This window comes from Sphaerisporangium sp. NPDC049457, from assembly GCF_055586705.1.
Map to the genome: position 1 here is coordinate 98,432 of NZ_JBVJHR010000019.1, position 18,491 is coordinate 116,922.

An 18,491-nucleotide genomic window follows, 5' to 3' on the forward strand; every position below is an offset into this window, starting at 1 on the left:
CGGCGCGCCGGACGCTACTCCGCGCTGGTGCGCGCCGCGACGCTTGAGACGATGACGATCGTCGCCGGCTCGCCGGTCGGCGCGTAGTCGCCCACCTGGCCGGTGTGCGTGCCCCGGGCCGTCACCACGACCGCGACGGCTCCCTTGTCGTCCGTCACCCGCTCCTGGACGGAGAACGTGGCGTCGGGGAGCGCGGCGCGGATCATGGCGGTCAGCCGCCGCACCTCCTCAGGGCCGGTCGCGCGGATGCGCACCGGACGGTTCTTCGATGCCGGTGGCTCTGACATCGGCTCTCTCCTTTCAGCGCGTGCTCTCGCGTGTGACGGTTCTCTTCAGCGCGGACTCTCGCGTGGGGTGGTTCTCCCGGTCGGCGGCACGGCGCAATGCGTGTACGGCGGCCGCACCGGTGAACAGGCGACGCCAGTCGGGCACGACGATGTCGAGGCCGAGGATCGACTCGGTCCACGCGACGCCCCGCCATGGCTCGGTGACGGCCGGCCCGGGGACGCGCAGGATGGGCTCGACCGGCCAGCTCCCGTCCGGCCGCTGGTGGCCGGCGAGCCAGCGCACCCCGCCCGCCACAGCCCGCTCGACGGCATCCCGGTCGATGGCGTCTTGGTCGACGGCGTCTTGGTTGACGGCGTCTTGGTTGACGGCGTCTTGGTCGATGGCGTCCTGGTCGACGGCGTGCCGGTCGACGGTGTGCCGGTCGTGGTGGACGTCCCGCAGCTCGCACAGGGCCTGCACGGCGAGCGCGGTCTGGAACGCGCCGCTCGCCTCCTGGAGCCCGCCGGACCAGCCGCCGTCGGGCCGCCGGCTCCGCAGCAACCAGCCTGCCGCGCGGGCCAGCGCCCGATCGGTCCCGGGCAGCGCCCGCCCGGCGGCGCACAGCGCCTGGACCGCCCGGCAGGTCGTGTAGAGCCGGCCCACCCACCAGTAGGCGTCCCAGTACCCTTCGGGACGCTGGCATCGCGTCAAGAACGTCAGCGCCGCCTCGGCCGCGGCCGAGGCGCGGTCGCCGCCGACACGGCCGAGCAACAGCGCGGCCATGGCGGTGACGCACGGATGCGCGGCCGTCCAGCCCGGGGCGTCGTCGGTGGGCGCGCGGAACCGGACCAGCCAGGCGTCCAGATCGCCGACCGTGGTGAAGCCGCCGTCAGGGGCCTGGGCCGCGATCAGATGGTCCAGCTCCGGCCGCAGCGCCGCTAGGTCGACACCGGGACGGTCGACCAGGAACAGCAGGGCGTTCGCGGTGGAGTCGATGTCGGCCGGCCAGTGGCCGTTGTAACCCCAGCCGCCGCCGGGGGAGCGGTTCTCGACGAGCCACCGCGCGGCCGCTTCCAGGCCGGGCTCGCGGACGCCCGCGTGCGCGAGGTTCCAGCCGACATATCCGGTGGTCCATGACGTGCTCTGCTGGGTCAGCACCAGGAAGTCGCCCCAGTGGCCGTCCGCGTACTGCTCCCGGCTCAGGTGCGCGACGGCGGCGTCCACCGCCTTGTCGCCGATGTCGCCGATGTCGCCGATGTCGCCGATGTCGCCGATGTCGCCGAGGCGCGCGGCGGCCGGGGGACGCGGCCGAGCGACGGCGCGGGCGCGTGCCGGCGCCAGGTGGCGGGCGCGCGTCTCCGCGAGGTCGGAGCGCAGCCGCAGCACGTCGCCGTGCAACCGGGCGAGCATGGCCGCCCAGGCGACCGGCGGCAGGTCGGTGACGGCGGCCATCGAACGGGCGAGGTTTTCGGCCGCCGCGTCGAGCGCGCGCTCGGCGACCCCGCCGTAGTGGAAGACGCGGGCGGCGGCGGGCAGCAGCGCGGCGCGCTCTTCGGCGCCGGCCATGCCGCCGGGCGCGTCCGCTCGGGTCGTGCTCCAGGACGCCACGGCTCCGGAGGGACCGCCGGGCGCCCCGGCCTCGGATCTTCCCCGGGGCGCGGCTGTTCCGGGCGTGATCCCGAGCGCGTCGAGGACCGGGCCGACGACCTGCGAACGGTACCCGCCGAGGAAGTCCCGCTTCCACCGCACGCAGTCGCGGTACAGCGCCAGGCCGGCGTAGAGGTGGGTCTGCGACCGCTGGACCGGCGGCACGAACTCGCGGTCGCCGCCGCAGGCCGCGAAGGCCGCCGCCGTCGCGTTCGGCAGGTCGCTCCAGCGGGAGGGGGTCGGCGGCCGGCGACTTCGCGCGACCAGCCGCCAGTACGGGGCGCCGGGCGGGACGAGCGGCTCCAGCCGACGGCACGCGAAATCGTACAGCCAGGCGAGGGCCGCGCCGGTGTGGGTGTCCGTGCCGGTGTGGGGGCCGGTGTGCGGGTTGGGGATGGTGCCGGGCGTTTCGACTTCGCCGCGCGCGCAGGCGTCCTCAAGCGCGGACGCCATGCCGTGGGCTCGGGCGGCCAGGGCGATGCGGCGGGCCGCCCCCAGCGGGACCGCGGGGAAGTGCTCCCAGAGCAGGAAGGGGAAATGGTCGAACAGCGCGTCGGCCGCGTGCCGCCCGGAGGGGCCGGTGTGGCCGTGCTCGCGTCGCCAGGCCGACCAGAGCCGGCCGAACGTCTCGTCGGCGCGTCGCGTCTCGACCATGAGCAACGTCATCCCCGGCCCCCCTTCAGGCGACCGACCGGTCGCGGTGGCGCTGGAAGACGGCGTCCATGGAGGGGGTCACGGCGGCCACCGGCCCTCCGGCGCAGTCGGCGATCAGCCGATGGCCCAGGTAGCGGCCCACCGCGGGCGGTGCCCACCCCGAAGCGGGCTCTGCGGCGCTCCACAGCTCGGGCGGCTGGTCGAGGGCGGCCGTCAGCGCCCCGTCGAGCCAGGCGTCGTGGCGCCGCAGCCAGGCAAGTTCCCCCGCCGACACGCCGAGATGCGCCTCCAGGCCCTGCCCGGGGAAGGCGCGGAGCGAGGCGTGGACGGCGCGGCCGACGTCGTACAGCGCCTCGCGCATGGAACGAGCGCCACGCCCCTCGGACAGGATGCCCGCCTGCTCGCGCAGGATTCCCTCGTCGCGGACGCGCGGCTCCCTGGTGGGGGCGAGCCAGGCGTACCAGGCGCGGGCGATCGGGGCGTCGGCGGCGCGCCCGCCGCTCCAGCGCATCCGGATCTCCCCGCCCGGCGCGGGCTCCGCTGCGCATTCCCCGTCGGCCACGGGCTCGGCTGTGCTTTCCCCGCCGGGCGTGGGCGCGGCGATTCGCCGGCGGGTGCTCTGGATCATCGCCGACCAGCCGTCCACCGCGAATCCGGACGCCGCCGCCTCGGCCCGCGCCAGATAGCGCAGAGCGAGCGCCCGCGTCTCCTCGGCCGCCCCCGAGCGCGTGAGCAGCTCGCCGACCTCCCGCGCGCTCGGCCGGTCGTCCGACTCGACGCGGCCGCGCCGGCCGGCGGACAGGAAGGCCCGCGTCAGCGGGTAGGTGTACATCCCGCGCTCGTAGTCCGCGCGCCAGTCGGCCAGGTCGTCGGCCAGTTGGAAACCGATGTAGAACAGGTCGTGCGAGGACTCCAGGGGCTCGATGGCGTGCTCGTCACCGTTGAGCACGGCCAGAGCGGCCAGGCAGCTCTTGGCGACCGCCGACTTCCCCGAGTAGATCATTTCCAGGTCGTCCGGCGGGTAGGGGGTGACCAGGCCGCGATGGCGGCAGCCCTCGGCGAGCGTGGCCTGGCTGAAGTGCTGGTAGTGGCGGTCGAAGTGGGGCCAGAAGCGGCTGCCGGGCGGGAACAGAGTGTGCAGCATGCCGAGCGCCTCGCGGTACAGCGCGGTGCTGAGCAGCACCGTGCCGGAATCGTCCGGCGATGGGCGGTCGCAGAGCTGGTCCAGGCACAGTACGTGGTCGAAGAGCAGGGACCCGCAGGTGCACAGCGTGCGCAGCTGCGCCAGCGAGACGCCGGGGAAGGCGCCGTAGAACAGCAGGGGGTAGGTGTAGAAGCCGCGCGTGTCGATGCCGGCCGCGATGCGGCGTTCGGAGGGCAGGCCGGCTATGGCGGGGAGACCGTCCACGCTCAGGGCGCGCCGCAGCCGGCGCGCGACCGGCCGGCGCGCGTCCTGCACCAGCACGCCGTCTCCCTGCCAGCCCACGTGCGTCCGCCGGTCGACGTGCGTCTGCCCATCGACGTGCGTCCGCCCATCGACGTGCGTTCGCCCATCGGCGTGTGTCTGCCGGTCGGCGTGTGTCTGCCGGTCGAGGTGCGTCTGCTTGTCGGCGGGCGCCGCGCCCGGTGGCCCGGGGCGGCGGCCGGTCACCACTGGGCGGTGACGATCTGCGTGACCACGGTGACGACCCCGCCGGCCTCGCCTTCCGCCTCCACGCGGGATTCGAGCTCCACCAGCCCGAGGTCCTCTATCGGCAGTTCCTCCAGCGGCAGCTCGTCGAACGGCAGCCGCTCGAAGGGCAGCTCGTCGAACGGTGTGGTCGTGTCGGGAGTGTTGTCCACCGTTTCCTCCGATCTGGTGTTCCGTTCGCGCCCGGCGTCCCCGGCTGGTCGGCGCCTCGGCTACGCGGGGCCGGCGGCCGGCGCCGGGATGAGCCCCATCGCCCTCAGGTGCCGTTCCTCCAGGTGGTGCCTGGTCGTGAAGCCCCTCTGCTGCGAGATGTTGCGGACGACGAGCTGCGGCCGGCTGACGAGCTGCCGGGCGAGGTCGCGGATCTCCAGGATGTCGCCGGCCCGGACGAGGGGATTGCGCGTGCGGGGCACGCGCGCCTCCAGGAAGACGTAGCCGCGCTGTCGCATGAGCTTCAGGTCGATGAAGAGCAGGTCGTGCGGGCCGGGCAGGGCGTCGGGCGGGCCGTCGGCGCCGCGCAACGACGCGCTGAGCGCCTGCACATCCCAGTCGAACGGCCGGAAGACCGTGGCGTGCGGGATGAGGCCGCGCTGGAGGGCGTAGCGCACCTCGAAGTACTTGATGAGGTCGGGCAGGTACGGCGCCCGGCCGGTCAGCTCGGGCAGCAGTTCGGCCCTGACGTAGGCGCACAGGTCGAGCACGAAGCGGTACAGGAAATAGTCCTGCGCGCGTTGCTCCCCGGAGAGGTTGCGGCGCTGCCAGGCGATCCAGCCGGTCAGGACGCGGCGCGGGTCGGCGCCGGCGTGCCGCAACGCGATGAACAGCAGCGGGCAGGTGTAGGTGGCGGCGGAGACGGCCTTGGCCAGCTCGCGGTCGAGGTGCGGGGTGGGGATGAAGTAGAAGTTGGAGAAGACGGCGGGGTGGCGGCGGACGAGCGAGATCTCGGCCTCGTTCAGCAGGAACAGCGAGATGTCGGAGCTGTGGCCGTCGAACCGCAGGTCGTCCTTGTGCTCGGCGTGCAACGGGCTGCCGGTGAGCGGGGCCAGCAGGTGCATCTGCGCCGAGGTCTTCTGCGAGAGCTGCAGTACATCCAGGGCGAGGCCGAAGGAGTCGAGCGCGTCGGTCACCGTCTCGTCGGGGAACCCGGTGATGAACGAGGCCGTGGGCGAGATGCCGTTCTCGACGCAGGAGGAGATGACGGGAAGGACCCGCGAGACGTCGAGCCGCTTCTTGATGGAGGGCTGCAACGGCTGGGCGCCGGTCTCCACGCCGAAGAAGACGCCCATGCACCCGGCGGCCGCCATCTCCGACAGCAGCGCCTCGTCCACCCTGTCGGTGCGGGCGCTGCATCCCCACGAGAAGCCGTCGCCGCCGCTGGTGAGCACCTCGCAGAACCGCCGCACCCACCGGCGGTCGACGGTCAGCATGTCGTGTACGAGGTCGAAGCGGGAGAACCCGTAGGACCGGTGCAGGAACCGCATCTCGGCGACCAGCCGCTCAGGCGACTTGATGCGATAACGACGGTTGAAATAGACGTTGGTGGAGCAGAACGTGCAGCCGTACGGGCAGCCCCGCCCCGCCTCTACCGGCGCCAGACCCACTCTGATCTGGTCCAGGGGGTAGAGGTCGTAGGCCGGATAAGGCAGTTCGTCCAGGTTCTGCAACAGTGGCGCGTCGGGGTTCCGCTCGACCGCGCCGTCGGGCCGCCGCCAGGTCACCCCGGGCACGCGCCGCAGGTCGCCGTCGCCCGACAGCCGGTCGAGCATGGCCTTCAGGGAGACGTCGGCCTCGTTGCGCACGACCGCGTCGATCCAGGTGAACTCCGTCAGCGTGGCCACGTCCACGACCGTCGCCTGCGGGCCGCCGAGGACGATCTTCGCGTCCGGGGCGTGGCGGCGGCATTCGCCGGCCAGCGCCAGCGTCTGCGGATAGGAATTGCACATCGTGGTGAATCCGATGACATCGGGGTGTAACCCGGCGATGTGGCCGGCGACGTCACGGTGGAAATCGGGACCGTCGGTCGCCGTGCCGTCGAAAAGCGCGAGCGTCTGGTCCACGATGACGGGTTCGTGCCCGGCGGCGCGCACGTGCGCCGCCAAGGTGAGCAGGTTGAGGGGCACATAAGGCGAGGGCACCTTGCCGTGGTGCCAGTCGGCATTGAAACAGGTCACAAGCGCGATGCGCATGCGCACCCCCGCTATAAGGGCAGATTCCTCCGATTCTAGAGAAGCCCCTTGTTTCCGTCCAGAACTCTTTTTTTATGATCACAACTGTGTTTTGGGCGGATTGAGCGGATTTGCGAAATGGCTGGGCGGAAAGTGATATTCAATGCGGCCGCGGCCGGTCAGGCGGCGGGTGTGCCGCCACCGGGACGGGGAAAGCTGATCACATTGCGGCCGGTGTAGGCCTGCAGATGGACGACCTTGCCCTCGTGTGGAGGCTTGCGGCGATGCGCGGAGCGGATGTCGCGCACCTTGTGCCGTGGAACGTACGCGGGCACTGCCGCAAGCCTTCTCATCGAGCCCCCCCGGCGTGATGATCTCGTTACCAAAGATGTCTACAGAGGTCGGCGTAAGACTATTGTAAAGATCTCTAGTATGGGAGCGGACGCCCGGAAGGCGACCGCAGATCGAGGGGAATCACCGTCTCGGGGCGGTGGCCGGGCCGGGGCCGGGCGATCGTGATGCGTCTCATCGCGTTCCTCCTCCGGTCGGGTACGGAGTGCCTGGGCACACTATTGCGCGGGCCGCTTGCCGTTCTGTTGCCGCACGCTTGCACCCGGCGGCCTACCGCCGCCACGACCGCTGGTGGACCGGGCTGCCGAGCGCCGAGGTCAGGGTGCTGCCCGGGTAGTGGGCACGGTTCGGGCGGCGGAGCCGTGGTGGGCGCTCAGGAAGGCGCGTCAAGGCGAAGGACGGCGCAGCCGCCCGGCGCGAGGTGGAGCGAGCCGGTGGACTCGGCGCCGGAGAGCAGATCGGTTCCGCCCGCCGGCACCCGCTGGTGGCCGGAGGTGTGGTTGAGGGCGAACAGCCAGCTCACCCCCTCGCCGGCGCGCCGCACCAGCTCCAGTCCCGGCGGGGCGGACGAGACCGGCAGGCCCGCCGCGGCCAGGACGGCGGCGTAGGCCGCGTCGTCAAGGCCGGTGGACACGTACACGGCCTGCCCGGCGCCGTGGGCGTTGCGGGTGACGGCGGGCAGGCCGTCCAGCACGCCTCCCTCGTAACGGGCCAGGACGCCGGCCCCGCGCGTCTCGACCCGCTCGCTCCACACCGTCCCCGCGACGTCCCGGCCGCCGTCGTCGAGGAGGCGGACGCGCACGGGCTCCGAAAGGGGCAGGAACTCCTCGACGTGGACGCCCAGCAGGTCGCGGAACGCGCCCGGGTAGCCGCCGAGACGCACCCGCGCGTGCTCGTCGGTGATGCCGCTGAAGAAGGACACGACGAGCGTTCCGCCCTGCTCGACGTAGGCGGCCAGGTTGCGGGCGGTGGCGTCGGAGACCAGGTAGAGGGCGGGCACGAGCACCATGCGGTAGCGCCGCAGGTCGCCCGCCGGGTGGGCGAAGTCGGCCGTGACGCCGCCGCGCCACAGCACCCGGTGGGCCTGCTGGACGGCGTCCGGATAGCGCGGCTCGGCGGAGGGAAGGGCGGAGGCGTCCAGCGCCCACCAGCACTCCGGGTCCCACACGATCGCCACGTCCGCCTGGACGTCGCCGCCGTCGCCGTACTCGGCGATCAGGGGGAGCAGCCGGCCGAGGTCGCGCACCTCGCGGTGGACGCGGCCGCCGGGGCCCGCGTGCGGCACCATGCCGCCGTGCCACTGCTCCGCGCCGCCGCGCGAGGCGCGCCACTGGAAGAACATGGCGCCGCGTGAGCCGCGCGCGATGTGCTGGAGGCTGTGCAGGGCGATCTCGCCCGGCCGCTTGGCGCGCATGCGCGGGCCCGTGTACACGACGCCGGCGGCCTGCTCCATCAGCAGCCACGGCCGCCCGCCGGCCCAGCCGCGGGCGAGGTCGGCGGCGAAGGCGCTCTGCTCGGCGGCGCGGCCGGCGTCGTCGGGGTAGTGGTCCACGGCGAGCAGGTCGACCTCGCCCGCCCACTCCCAGGGGTTCACCGGCACCCAGCCGCCGAAGGCGAAGTTCGTGGTCACCGGCACCCCCGGCGTCAGCTCGCGCAGCACGGCCCTCTGCGCGCGGTAGTGGCCGAGCATCGCCGCGGACAGGAAACGGCGGAAGTCCAGGACGTGGGAGGGGTTGGCGAGGTACTGGGTTGCCCTGGGCGGGGCGATCTCCTCCCACCGCCCGTAGTGCTGGCTCCAGAACGCGGTGGTCCACGCGTCGTTGAGGGCGTCCAGCGAGCCGTGCCGGGCCCGCAGCCAGTCGCGGAACGCGGCCGCCACGTGGTCGCAGTGGCACCAGGTGCCGTACTCGTTGTGGACGTGCCACATCGCGAGCGCGGGGTGGCCGCGGTAGCGCTCGGCGAGGGCGCGGGCGACGCGCACGGACGCCTCACGGTACGCCGGGGCGCAGACGCAGTAGGTGTCGCGGCTGCCATGGGTGAGCCGCGTGCCGTCGGCCGTCACCGGCAGCGCGTCGGGATGGGCGAGGCCGAACCAGGGCGGGGGAGAGGCGGTGGGGGTGGCCAGGCAGACCTGGACGCCGCCTTCGTGCAGCAGGCCGAGCACGCGGTCCAGCCAGCCGAAGGTGTACCGGCCGGGCTCGGGTTCCAGCCGCGACCAGGCGAAGACGCCGACGGTGACGAGGTTGACCCCGGCCTCCCGCATGAGGGCGACGTCTTCGCGCCAGACCTCCTCGGGCCACTGCTCGGGGTTGTAGTCGCCGCCGTAACACAGCCCGCGCACGCCTTGGGGACGGTCGATGGCCTCTCCTCGGCTTCACGGTCGCGGGCGCCGGTGTTCGTACGATGCCCAAACTAAGTAGCCTCCACGGGCCTGTCAACGGCGCCTGCGCCGGGGGTCGCGGGCGTTGACGTTTGTTCGTATAGTCGGCAAACTAATTCGCGTCGTCATCACTCGGACCGCCAGGAGTGCCGAAATGCCGTACCGTCCCCCACTGGTCGCGCACGAGTACTTCAGCGCCGATCCGCCGGAGCTGCCGGTACGCGCACGGGGGGAGCAGGGGCTTTCCGCGCTCGTGCGGGCCGAGGTGATGGCCGCGGGCGGCGAGGGGGTGACCTTCAAGGTCTCCACCTCGGCGGAGGAGGTGCTCGTCGTCCAGGTGACCGTGGCCGGCGAGGGCGTGATCCGCGTGCGGCTCGGCGAGGACGTGGCGGCGCGCACCCGCTCGGCCCGCGCCGTCGAGATGGTGCATCCCGGCCGGTACACGGGCGCGCGGGTGGAGGCCGGCGAGGGGCGGGTCGTGGTGGACGCGGGCGCGGTGCGCGCCGAGATCACCCTTGACCCCTGGCACCTGCGGTTCACCGCCGCGGACGGGCGGCTGCTGACCGAGCAGGATCCCGGCCATGTGGACATCAGCGGCCGGCTGCGCACGCTGCCGTTCGGGCGCTCCCTGGTGGACGGCGTGGCGGTGGCCTACCAGGAGAGCCTGGTGGCCCAGCCGGACGAGCACTTCGGCGGCTTCGGGGAGAAGTTCACCCCGCTCGACAAACGCGGCCAGCGTCCGCTCATGTGGAACTTTGACGCATTTGGCGCAGAATCCGATCGTTCGTATAAGAACATTCCATTCTTCGTGTCGAGCCGCGGGTACGGCCTGCTGGTGGACAGCGGCATGCCGGTGGAGTTCGACGTCTGCCGCTCGACGCACAGCTGCGTCGAGATCGTCGTGCCGGACGACCTGATCGACTACTACCTGATCGCCGGCCCGTCCGTCCCTGAGATCCTGGCCCGCTACGACACGCTCACCTGCTCACCGGCGCTGCCGCCCAAGTGGGCGTTCGGCAGCTGGATCTCCTCGGGGTTCTTCAAGGACAGCCAGGAGCGGGTGCTGGCGCGGGCCAGGAAGATCCGCGAGCGCGGCATCCCCTGCGACGTGCTGCACCTGGACTGCTACTGGCAGGCCCAGGGCCACTGGTCGGACCTGCGCTGGGACGCGGACGGCTTCCCCGACCCGGCCGGCATGCTCGCCACCCTGCGCGAACAGGGCTTCGCGACGTGCCTGTGGATGAACCCCTACGTCTCCCACCTCAGCCCGGCCTTCCCCGACGCCGCCGGCAAGGGGTACTTCCTGAGGAACCAGGACGGCGAGACCTACATCGCCGACTCCTGGCACGGCTCCTACCCGGCCTGTGGCATCGTCGACCTCACCAACCCCGCGGCCGTGGCGTGGTTCCAGGACCTGCTGCGCGGGCTGCTGCGGCAGGGCGTCGCGCTGTTCAAGACCGACTTCGCCGAGGGGGTACCGAGCGACGCCCTGGCGCACAACGGCATGACGGGCACCGAGCTGCACAACGTCTACTCGCTGCTGTTCAACGACGTCGTCTCGGGGGTCACCCGCGAGGTGAACGGCCACGGCCTGGTGTGGGCGCGCTCGTCCTACCTCGGCGGCCAGCGGCACGCGGCGCAGTGGAGCGGCGACACCTACACCTCCTATCCCGCCATGGGCAGCACCATCCGCGGCGGCCTGTCGCACGGCCTGTCCGGCGTGCCGTTCTGGAGCCACGACGCCGGAGGCTTCACCGGCACCCCGACCGACGACCTGTACGTGCGGTGGGCGCAGTTCGGCGCGCTGTCGCCGCTGGTCCGCTTCCACGGCACCACCAGCCGCGAGCCTTGGGAGTTCCCCGCGGTCGAGCAACTGGTGGTCGAGGCCATCAGGCTCCGCTACCGGCTCATGCCCTACATCTACTCGGCCGCGGTCGAGGCGGCGCGCACCGGCGCCCCGATGATGCGCGCGCTGTGCGTGGACCACCCCGCCGACCCGGTGGCCTGGCAGGCCGACCTTGAGTACCTTCTCGGGCGCGACCTGCTCGTCGCCCCGATGACCTCCCCGGACGGCGTCCGGCAGGTGTACCTGCCGCAGGGCGAGTGGATCGACTACTGGACCCACGAGGTGCACCGAGGCGGCCGCTACGTCACCGTCGCCAAGTCCCTGGAGCAGATCCCGCTGTTCGTGCGCCACGGCGCGCTCATCCCGGTGACCGAGGTGCGCGAGACGGTCGGCGACGGCCCGTTCACCGACGTCTCCGTCGTCGCCTACGGGGGCGGCGAGGGCCACACCATCATCCGGGACGTCGACGGTGACACGACGGTCACCGCCATCAGGGACGGCGACGTGCTGCGCGTCGGCGTCACAGGTCCCCTGCCGATCACCAACGTCGAAATCGCTCCCGTCGCCGGCGCCCCTGCCACGGTCGTCGTCGGTTAGCACACCTGGAGAAACACCATGTCCAAGATAGGGATCGCCGCCGCGCTCGCCGCGGCGGCGCTGGCACTGGCCGCCTGCGGCTCATCGGGTTCCACGGACACGAGCGGCGGGGGCGGCTCGGCCACGGAGGCCAGGACGCTGACGCTGTGGCACTACGAGGGCGCCACCAGCGCCATGGGCGTCGCCTGGGCGGACGCCGTCAAGAAGTTCGAGGCGAGCCATCCGAACGTGAAGGTGAAGGTCGAGGAGAAGGGCTTCGAGCAGATCCAGAAGACCGCGAGCATGGTCCTCGGATCCGACCAGGCCCCCGACATCATGGAGTACAACAAGGGCAACGCCACCTCGGGCCTGCTGTCCAAGCAGGGTCTGCTCACCGACCTCAGCGAGCAGGCGGCCAAGCGCGGGTGGGACAAGCTGCTCAGCCCGAGCCTGCAGACCACGGCGCGCTATGACGACCGCGGCATCATGGGCTCGGGCAAGTGGTTCGGCATCCCGAACTACGCCGAGTACGTCATGGTCTACTACAACAAGGACGCTTTCGAGAAGCAGGGCGTCGCGGTGCCCACGACGTTCGACGAGTTCACCGCCGCCCTGGACAAGTTCGTCAAGGCGGGCATCACGCCGATCTCGGTCGGCGGCGCCGAGTACCCCGCCCAGCAGATCATGTACCAGCTGGCCCTCAGCAAGGCGCAGCGTCCCTGGGTGGACGCGTTCCAGTTGTACAAGGGCAAGGCCGACTTCCACGGTCCTGAGTGGACCTACGGCGCCACCGCCTTCGCCGACTGGGTGAAGAAGGGCTACATCGGCAAGGACTCCGCGGGGATCAAGGCCGAGGACATGGGCGTGGCGTTCATGTCGGGCAAGTACCCGATCATGATCTCCGGGAGCTGGTGGTACGGCCGGGTGAGCGCCGAGGTCAAGGACTTCAAGTGGGGCACGTTCCTGTGGCCGGGCAACCAGATGAGCGCCGGTTCCAGCGGCAACCTGTGGGTCGTGCCGGAGAAGTCGGAGAACAAGGACCTTGCCTACGACTTCATCGACGTCACCATGCAGAAGGACATCCAGAACAAGCTCGGCAACGCGGGCGGCGTGCCGGTGGCCGCCGACCCCTCGACGATCACCGACGAGAAGAACAAGGAACTGATCGAGAACTTCAACAAGCTGTCCGCGCAGGACGGGCTGGCCTTCTACCCCGACTGGCCAGCGCCCGGCTACTACGACGTGATGGTCGCCGGGGTGCAGGAGCTGATCAACGGGCGCAAGACGCCGGCCCAGGTGCTGGACGAGCTGGCGGAGCCGTACAACGACAACCTCGCCGACATCGGCGGTTGAGCCGTCCGCACCGAATAAATCATGGTAAAGCCGGATCAGACCGGAACATCGTGCGCGTAGAGGAGGGACGGCAGGCCCCGCGGCCGTCAGGCGGCGGGGCCGGGGCCGAGCTATAGATGGCAGTACACGCTCCGGCGGCGCGGCCCGCGAGGGCCCGGGCGCCCGAGGCCGTCCCACGCCCCCGCAGGAGCGCCGGGTACTGGGTCTACCTGGCGCCCAGCGCGGTGCTCTTCCTCGCGGTCATCGTCGTGCCGTTCCTGATGAACGTCGGCGCGAGCTTCACCAGGTGGAGCGGCGTCGGCACGCCGAGATGGGCCGGGCTCGACAACTACCGGCGGCTGCTGCGGGACGAGACCTTCTGGGCCTCCTTCCAGCACAACGTCGCGCTGATCGTCGCCATGGCGATCGTCCCCACCTTCGTCGGCCTGGTCCTGGCCGCCGCGCTGTTCGACTACATCGGCAAGCGCTTCGGCGCCCGGACGGCGAGCGCGCTGCGGGCCGCGTACTACCTGCCGCAGGTGCTGCCCGTGGCCGTCGCCGGCGTCGTGTGGGGCTGGATGCTGCACCCCTCCTACGGCGCGCTCAACCAGGTGCTCGAAGCCGTCGGCCTCGGCTCGCTGGCGCAGAACTGGCTCGGCGACCCGGACGTCGCCCTCGCCTCGGTCATGGCGATCATGGTCTGGTTCCAGCTCGGCTACCCGGTCGTGATCTTCATGGCGGGGCTGCAGCGGGTCGACCCCGCGCTGTACGAGGCAGCGGAGATCGACGGGGCGTCCTGGTGGCGGCGCTTCTGGCACATCACCGTGCCGCAGATCAGGCCCGAGATCTTCGTGGTGCTGCTGACCTGCACCATCGCCGCGCTCAAGGTCTTCGGCCCGATCTTCGTGCTCACCCGGGGCGGCCCCGGCAAGGCGACGATCGTGCCGTCGTATTTCAGCTACCAGAACTTCTTCGAGAAATCGAACGTCGGCTACGGCTCCGCCATCGCCACCGTGCTCGCGGTCATCATCGTGGTCGTCACCTTCCTGTTCCTGCGCGTCCAGGAGCGCAAGCCATGACCTCCCTCTCGGTACGCCACGCGCGGTCGGCGCGGTCGGCCGGCCAGGCGCGCGGGCGGCTACCAGGCGCGGGCGCGGGCCGGTGGGCGGTGCTGGCCGCGCTGGTCGTCCTCGCCGTGGTGATGCTCCTGCCGTTCGTCATCGTCACGCTGAACGCCGTCAAGACCCCGGCCGAGTACTCCTCGGGCGGGCCGCTGAGCCTGCCGCACGGCGTCCACCTCGACGGCATCGTCGAGTTCTGGAATCGGGTGGACTTCGGGCGCAAGCTGCTCAACAGCCTGCTGATCAGCGCGGCCGTCGCCGTGCTGGCCGTCGTGCTGTCGGTGCTCAACGCCTACGCGCTGGGCATCGGCCGGGTGCGGGGCAGGCTGTGGATCCTCGTGCTGTTCCTGGTAGCCAACACCCTGCCGCAGGAGGCGCTGGCCTACCCGCTGTACTACCTGGCCAAGGCCGCCGGCCTGTACGACAGCCGGCTGGCCGTCATCGTCATCTTCACCGTCGTCCAGGCCGCGTTCGGCACCTACCTGCTGTCGGCCGTGCTCGGCGACTTCCCCAAGGAGATCATCGAGGCGGCGGCCATCGACGGCGCGAGCAGGTGGCGGATCCTGTGGGGCATCGTCGTGCCGATCAGCCGTCCCACGCTCAACGTACTGATGATCTTCTTCTTCATCTGGACCTGGAACGAGTTCTTCCTGCCGCTGATCTTCCTCATCTCCAACGACAACCAGACCGTGCCGGTCGCCCTCGGCGTGCTCCAGGGCGACAAGATGATGGACGCCACCATGTCCAGCGCCTCGGCCCTGCTGGGCATCGTCCCGGCCGTCGCGTTCTTCCTGATCTTCCAGCGCACGCTGACCCGAGGCGTCACGGTGGGCGCCATCAAGTGACCCGCCGCCGCCCCGGCGGCATCCCCACAACACCGCGTCAACCACCTGACCTGGAGGCGCCATGTCCCCCCGGCGACCGTTGTCACTGGCCGCCGTCTTCGGCCTGCTAACGACGCTGCTGGCGGCCCCCGCCGCCGCGGCCGAAGACCTGCCCTTCCGCGACCCCTCCCTGCCGCTGAACCAGCGCGTCGAGGACCTGCTCGGCCGGCTCACCCTCGACGAGAAGGTGTCGCTGCTGCACCAGTCTCAGCCGGCCATCCCGCGCCTCGGCGTGCCGTACCACAAGAACGGCACCGAGGTCCTGCACGGCGTGGCCTGGACCAACAACGCGAACGACAACTGGAGCCAGACCTTCGCGAGCGGGACGGTCTTCCCGCAGGCCGTCGGCCTGGCCAGCACCTGGGACCCAGAGCTGGTCAAGAGGGTCGGCTCGGCCGTCGGCGACGAGGTGCGCGGCTACAACTCCGCCGACCCGGTGGCCTGGGGCACCCAGGTGTGGGCGCCGGTGGTCAACCTGCTGCGCGACCCGCGCTGGGGCCGCAACGAGGAGGGCTACTCCGAGGATCCGCTGCTCACCGGGGCGATCTCCGTCGCCTACGGCAAGGGGCTCTCCGGCGACGACCCGCTCTACCTGAAGACGGCTCCCGTGCTCAAGCACTACCTGGCCAACAACAACGAGTACCAGCGCAGCCTCACCTCCTCCCACCTGCCGCCGAGGGTCAAGCACGAGTACGACGAGGCGGCGTTCAAGCCGGCGATCTCCGCCGACGCGGCCACCGGCGTCATGGGGTCCTACAACCTGGTCAACGGGCGGCCCAACACCGTCAATCCCGACATCGGCGGCCTGGTGCGCGGCTGGACCTCCAAAGAGCTGTACAACGTCAGCGACGCCTGGGCCCCGCACGCGCTCACCGACCCCGAGCACTACTTCGACAACGAGACCGAGGCGTTCGCGGCCGCGCTCAAGGCGGGCATCGACAGCTTCACCGTGGACGACAACAACCCGGCCGTGATGACCGGGCTCATCAAGGACGCCCTCGCCAAGGGGCTGCTGACCGAGGCCGACGTCGACCGGTCGGTGCACCACGCGCTGTCGGTCAGGTTCCGGCTCGGCCAGTTCGACCCGGACGGCGGGCCGTACGCCAAGATCACCAAGGACGTCGTCAACAGCCCGGCCAACCGGAAACTCAACCGCGAGACCGCGGGCAAGGCCATGGTGCTGCTGGAGAACTCCGCCAAGGTCCTCCCGCTCGACCCCGCCCGCACCAAGAAGGTCGCCGTCATCGGGCCGCTGCACGACACGCTGCTCAGCGACTGGTACGGCGGCAAGATGCCGTACAAGGTGACCCCGCTGGCCGGCGTCAAGGAGCGGCTCGGCTCCGGCGCGACCGTGACCGGCGCCGACGCGCTCGACCGGGTCGCCTTCAAGGACGTCGAGACCGGCAAGTACATCACCGTGACCGGGGACTCCGCCGCGGTCACCGAGTCCGACACGACGCCGACGGCCGCCTCGCAGTTCGACCTCACCGACTGGACCGACGGCGTGACCACCCTGCGCAACGCCGGCAACGGCAAGATGCTCACCGGAAACTGGGGCACCTTCCTCGCCAACTCCGACAACCCCGGCGGCTGGTTCGTCCAGCAGCAGTTCAAGCTGGAGAAGCAGGCCGACGGCGCCTACCTCATCAAGTACGTCGGCTACGAGATCAACGAGAGCTGGTGGTCGCCCGCCGACCCGTACGTCACCGTCGACGCCGACGGCACGCTGAGGATGGGCGCCAAGGCCGACGCCGCCCGCTTCGCCAAGGAGGTGCTCACCAGCGGCGCGGACACCGCCGCCGCCCAGGCCAAGGCCGCCGACGCGGCGGTCGTCGTGGTCGGCAGCGACCCGTTCGTGGCGGGACGGGAGAACCACGACCGCACCGGGCTGGCCCTCGGCGAAAGCCAGCAGGACCTCATCGCGGCCGTCACCAAGGCCAACCGCAACACCGTGGTCGTCCTCACCGACAGCTACCCCACCACCATGCCGAAGGTCGCCGGCAAGGTCGGCTCGCTGCTGTGGACCACCCACGCCGGCGCCGAGACCGGCCACGCCCTCGCCGATGTGATCTTCGGCGACGTCAACCCGGCCGGGCGGCTCACCCAGACCTGGTACAAGTCGGAGGCCGGCCTGCCGAGCATCCTCGACTACGACATCACCAAGACCGGACACACCTACCTGTACTACAAGGGCTCCCCGCTGTACGCGTTCGGCCACGGGCTCAGCTACACGACCTTCGGCTACCAGGGACTGAAGCTGAACTCCGGTTCGGTCAGGCCGGACGGCACGGTCACCGCGACCGTCAAGGTCACCAACACCGGCGGGCGGGCGGGCGACGAGGTCGTCCAGCTGTACACCCACCAGCGCGCCTCCCGGGTGACCCAGCCGGTCAAACAGCTGCGCGCCTTCCAGCGCGTCCACCTCGCCGCGGGCCAGACCAAGACGGTGACCCTCTCCTTCAAGGCCGCCGACCTGGCGCTGTGGGACGTCACCCGGAACAGGTGGACGGTGGAGAAGGCCGCGCACGACGTCATGGTGGGAAGTTCGTCGAGCGCCGTCCGCCAGCGCACCACGCTCGACGCGCTGGGCGAGAAGATCCCGCGCCGCGACCTGTTCACCACCACCCGCGCCGCCGACTTCGACGACTACTCGGGCGTGGAGCTCGTGGACGAGACCAAGGCGTCCGGAGACGCCGTCGGCAGGACCGACGCCGGCGACTGGATCGCCTTCAAGGACGCGGACCTGCGCTCCGGCGCCACCGGGCTCACCGCCGGAGTGGCCGGCCCCGCCGCCGGGAAGATCGAGGTGCGCCTCGACTCACCCACAGGAAAGCTCCTCGGCACCCTGCAGACCCCGTCCACCGGAAGCGTCTACACCTACGCCACCGCCACGACCCGCCTGACGAAGGCGGGCGGCGTCCACACCCTCTACCTCGTCTTCACCGGCGACCTCCGCGTCAGGGACTTCAGCCTGACCAGGTGATCCGCCGCCGGCGATGCCGGACGGACAGAAGCCCCTGGGGGATGCGGGTCTCGACCGACATGCAACCTTCAGGGGCTTCGCCGGCGAATGAAGCGGCATGCTTCCATGTGATCACCTTGCGATCACTCGCATCGGGCGGAAAATGGTGAATTGAGACGCTTCGGTTAATTGGGGTAAATCAGCGGATATGTGAAGCTGTGGCAGGTATCACATGTCTGAGGTTCACGAACTGCGCAATATCGTGATGTGGAGATACATGCCAGGCGGGTATGGATTTGTAACTTGCGGCAGTATGCCTTGACCCGGGAGACTCCGTGTGAGCCGACGACACCGGGGAGAACGGCGAAAAGGCCATTACTCCATCGAGGCGCGCAGGCTCAGGCGCCTGGCATGTGCTGAGGATTCTGATCCGACGGGAGGGGCACATATGCGACGATGCTCTGCCGTCGCCCTCGTCGGCCTGGTTATGGTGCTCCTGTCCGGGCCCTTCGAAGTCGTGATGGCGCGTGCCGACGCGCTGGTCGGTACGCACCAGGCCGGCGCGCGGATTCCCGTGGCACGGCACTCGGCCGGTCGGGCTCCCTCTCAAAAGCAA

The 18,491-nt window shown here is 70.9% G+C and carries 12 protein-coding genes; 5 read left to right on the top strand and 7 right to left on the bottom strand.

What is annotated here, in order from left to right:
* Nucleotides 1-14: 14 nt before the first annotated feature.
* From ACZ6QO_RS27820 to ACZ6QO_RS27850, 7 genes are all read right to left on the bottom strand, one after another.
* Nucleotides 15-287: an ester cyclase gene (locus ACZ6QO_RS27820; RefSeq protein ID WP_465854680.1), complete on the bottom strand. Its 273-nt coding sequence runs from the start codon at nucleotides 285-287 to the stop codon at nucleotides 15-17.
* A 13-nt stretch (nucleotides 288-300) separates the two neighbouring features.
* On the bottom strand, nucleotides 301-2,580 hold the full coding sequence (locus ACZ6QO_RS27825) for a hypothetical protein (protein ID WP_465854681.1): 2,280 nt from the start codon (nucleotides 2,578-2,580) through the stop codon (nucleotides 301-303).
* A 13-nt stretch (nucleotides 2,581-2,593) separates the two neighbouring features.
* The gene (locus ACZ6QO_RS27830) at nucleotides 2,594-4,033 is read right to left on the bottom strand and encodes a hypothetical protein (protein WP_465854683.1); all 1,440 of its coding nucleotides are present in this window, start codon (nucleotides 4,031-4,033) and stop codon (nucleotides 2,594-2,596) included.
* 182 nt (nucleotides 4,034-4,215) lie between these two features.
* Nucleotides 4,216-4,410, bottom strand: a complete 195-nt coding sequence (locus tag ACZ6QO_RS27835; protein ID WP_465854685.1) for a hypothetical protein — start codon at nucleotides 4,408-4,410, stop codon at nucleotides 4,216-4,218.
* Nucleotides 4,411-4,470: 60 nt separating this feature from the next.
* The gene (locus ACZ6QO_RS27840) at nucleotides 4,471-6,444 is read right to left on the bottom strand and encodes a B12-binding domain-containing radical SAM protein (protein WP_465854687.1); all 1,974 of its coding nucleotides are present in this window, start codon (nucleotides 6,442-6,444) and stop codon (nucleotides 4,471-4,473) included.
* A 158-nt stretch (nucleotides 6,445-6,602) separates the two neighbouring features.
* On the bottom strand, nucleotides 6,603-6,758 hold the full coding sequence (locus tag ACZ6QO_RS27845) for a hypothetical protein (protein WP_465854688.1): 156 nt from the start codon (nucleotides 6,756-6,758) through the stop codon (nucleotides 6,603-6,605).
* Between the two features lie 389 nt (nucleotides 6,759-7,147).
* A complete protein-coding gene (locus tag ACZ6QO_RS27850) occupies nucleotides 7,148-9,115 on the bottom strand; it encodes a beta-galactosidase (protein WP_465854690.1) in 1,968 nt (655 codons plus the stop codon).
* A 193-nt stretch (nucleotides 9,116-9,308) separates the two neighbouring features.
* Here ACZ6QO_RS27850 and ACZ6QO_RS27855 point away from each other — a divergent pair, with 193 nt between their 5' ends.
* From ACZ6QO_RS27855 to ACZ6QO_RS27875, 5 genes are all read left to right on the top strand, one after another.
* Nucleotides 9,309-11,597: a TIM-barrel domain-containing protein gene (locus tag ACZ6QO_RS27855; protein WP_465854692.1), complete on the top strand. Its 2,289-nt coding sequence runs from the start codon at nucleotides 9,309-9,311 to the stop codon at nucleotides 11,595-11,597.
* A gap of 18 nt (nucleotides 11,598-11,615) precedes the next feature.
* Nucleotides 11,616-12,929 (top strand): ABC transporter substrate-binding protein, encoded by a 1,314-nt coding sequence (locus ACZ6QO_RS27860; protein ID WP_465854694.1) that lies wholly within the window; start codon nucleotides 11,616-11,618, stop codon nucleotides 12,927-12,929.
* Between the two features lie 116 nt (nucleotides 12,930-13,045).
* The gene (locus ACZ6QO_RS27865) at nucleotides 13,046-13,987 is read left to right on the top strand and encodes a carbohydrate ABC transporter permease (protein ID WP_465854696.1); all 942 of its coding nucleotides are present in this window, start codon (nucleotides 13,046-13,048) and stop codon (nucleotides 13,985-13,987) included.
* On the top strand, nucleotides 13,984-14,874 hold the full coding sequence (locus ACZ6QO_RS27870; RefSeq protein ID WP_465854698.1) for a carbohydrate ABC transporter permease: 891 nt from the start codon (nucleotides 13,984-13,986) through the stop codon (nucleotides 14,872-14,874). The genes ACZ6QO_RS27865 and ACZ6QO_RS27870 overlap by 4 nt, the downstream gene beginning before the upstream one ends.
* Nucleotides 14,875-14,935: 61 nt before the next feature.
* Nucleotides 14,936-17,896, top strand: coding sequence for a glycoside hydrolase family 3 C-terminal domain-containing protein (locus ACZ6QO_RS27875; RefSeq protein ID WP_465854700.1), 2,961 nt, complete (start codon nucleotides 14,936-14,938; stop codon nucleotides 17,894-17,896).
* Nucleotides 17,897-18,491 lie beyond the last annotated feature (595 nt).